Origin of the sequence: Kitasatospora sp. NPDC096128 (genome assembly GCF_040303105.1) — a bacterium.
Taxonomy (GTDB): domain Bacteria; phylum Actinomycetota; class Actinomycetes; order Streptomycetales; family Streptomycetaceae; genus Kitasatospora.
Genome location: NZ_JBEOSP010000122.1, coordinates 1 through 1,394, shown reverse-complemented (window position 1 = coordinate 1,394; position 1,394 = coordinate 1). Strand labels below are relative to the sequence as shown.

The window sequence follows — 1,394 nt, the reverse complement described above, 5'->3', positions numbered from 1 at the left end:
CTGAGGACAAGCCCTCGGCCTATTAGTACCGGTCAACTCCACCCCTCACAGGGCTTCCATATCCGGCCTATCAACCCAGTCGTCTACTGGGAGCCTTACCCTCTCAAGGAGGTGGGAGTGCTCATCTCGAAGCAGGCTTCCCGCTTAGATGCTTTCAGCGGTTATCCCTCCCGAACGTAGCCAACCAGCCATGCCCTTGGCAGGACAACTGGCACACCAGAGGTTCGTCCGTCCCGGTCCTCTCGTACTAGGGACAGCCCTTCTCAACACTCCTACGCGCACAGCGGATAGGGACCGAACTGTCTCACGACGTTCTAAACCCAGCTCGCGTACCGCTTTAATGGGCGAACAGCCCAACCCTTGGGACCTACTCCAGCCCCAGGATGCGACGAGCCGACATCGAGGTGCCAAACCATCCCGTCGATATGGACTCTTGGGGAAGATCAGCCTGTTATCCCCGGGGTACCTTTTATCCGTTGAGCGACGGCGCTTCCACAAGCCACCGCCGGATCACTAGTCCCTACTTTCGTACCTGCTCGACCCGTCAGTCTCACAGTCAAGCTCCCTTGTGCACTTACACTCAACACCTGATTGCCAACCAGGCTGAGGGAACCTTTGGGCGCCTCCGTTACTCTTTAGGAGGCAACCGCCCCAGTTAAACTACCCACCAGACACTGTCCCTGATCCGGATCACGGACCCAGGTTAGACATCCAGCACGACCAGAGTGGTATTTCAACGGCGACTCCACAACAACTGGCGTTGCTGCTTCAAAGTCTCCCACCTATCCTACACAAGCCGAACCGAACACCAATATCAAGCTATAGTAAAGGTCCCGGGGTCTTTCCGTCCTGCTGCGCGAAACGAGCATCTTTACTCGTAATGCAATTTCACCGGGCCTATGGTTGAGACAGTCGAGAAGTCGTTACGCCATTCGTGCAGGTCGGAACTTACCCGACAAGGAATTTCGCTACCTTAGGATGGTTATAGTTACCACCGCCGTTTACTGGCGCTTAAGTTCTCAGCTTCGCCCCGACGAATCAGAGCTAACCGGTCCCCTTAACGTTCCAGCACCGGGCAGGCGTCAGTCCGTATACATCGCCTTACGGCTTCGCACGGACCTGTGTTTTTAGTAAACAGTCGCTTCTCGCTGGTCTCTGCGGCCACCCCCAGCTCGGAGTGCAAGACTCGTCACCAGGAATGGCCCCCCTTCTCCCGAAGTTACGGGGGCATTTTGCCGAGTTCCTTAACCATAGTTCACCCGAACGCCTCGGTATTCTCTACCTGACCACCTGAGTCGGTTTGGGGTACGGGCCGCCATGAAACTCGCTAGAGGCTTTTCTCGACAGCATAGGATCATCCACTTCACCACAATCGGCTCGGCATCAGGTCTCAG

At 56.2% G+C, this 1,394-nt stretch carries 1 rRNA gene; it reads right to left on the bottom strand.

The annotated features are described in order from the left end of the window. Nucleotides 1–2: 2 nt before the first annotated feature. Nucleotides 3–1,394 (bottom strand): 23S ribosomal RNA (locus ABTY61_RS41840); the annotation flags it as partial.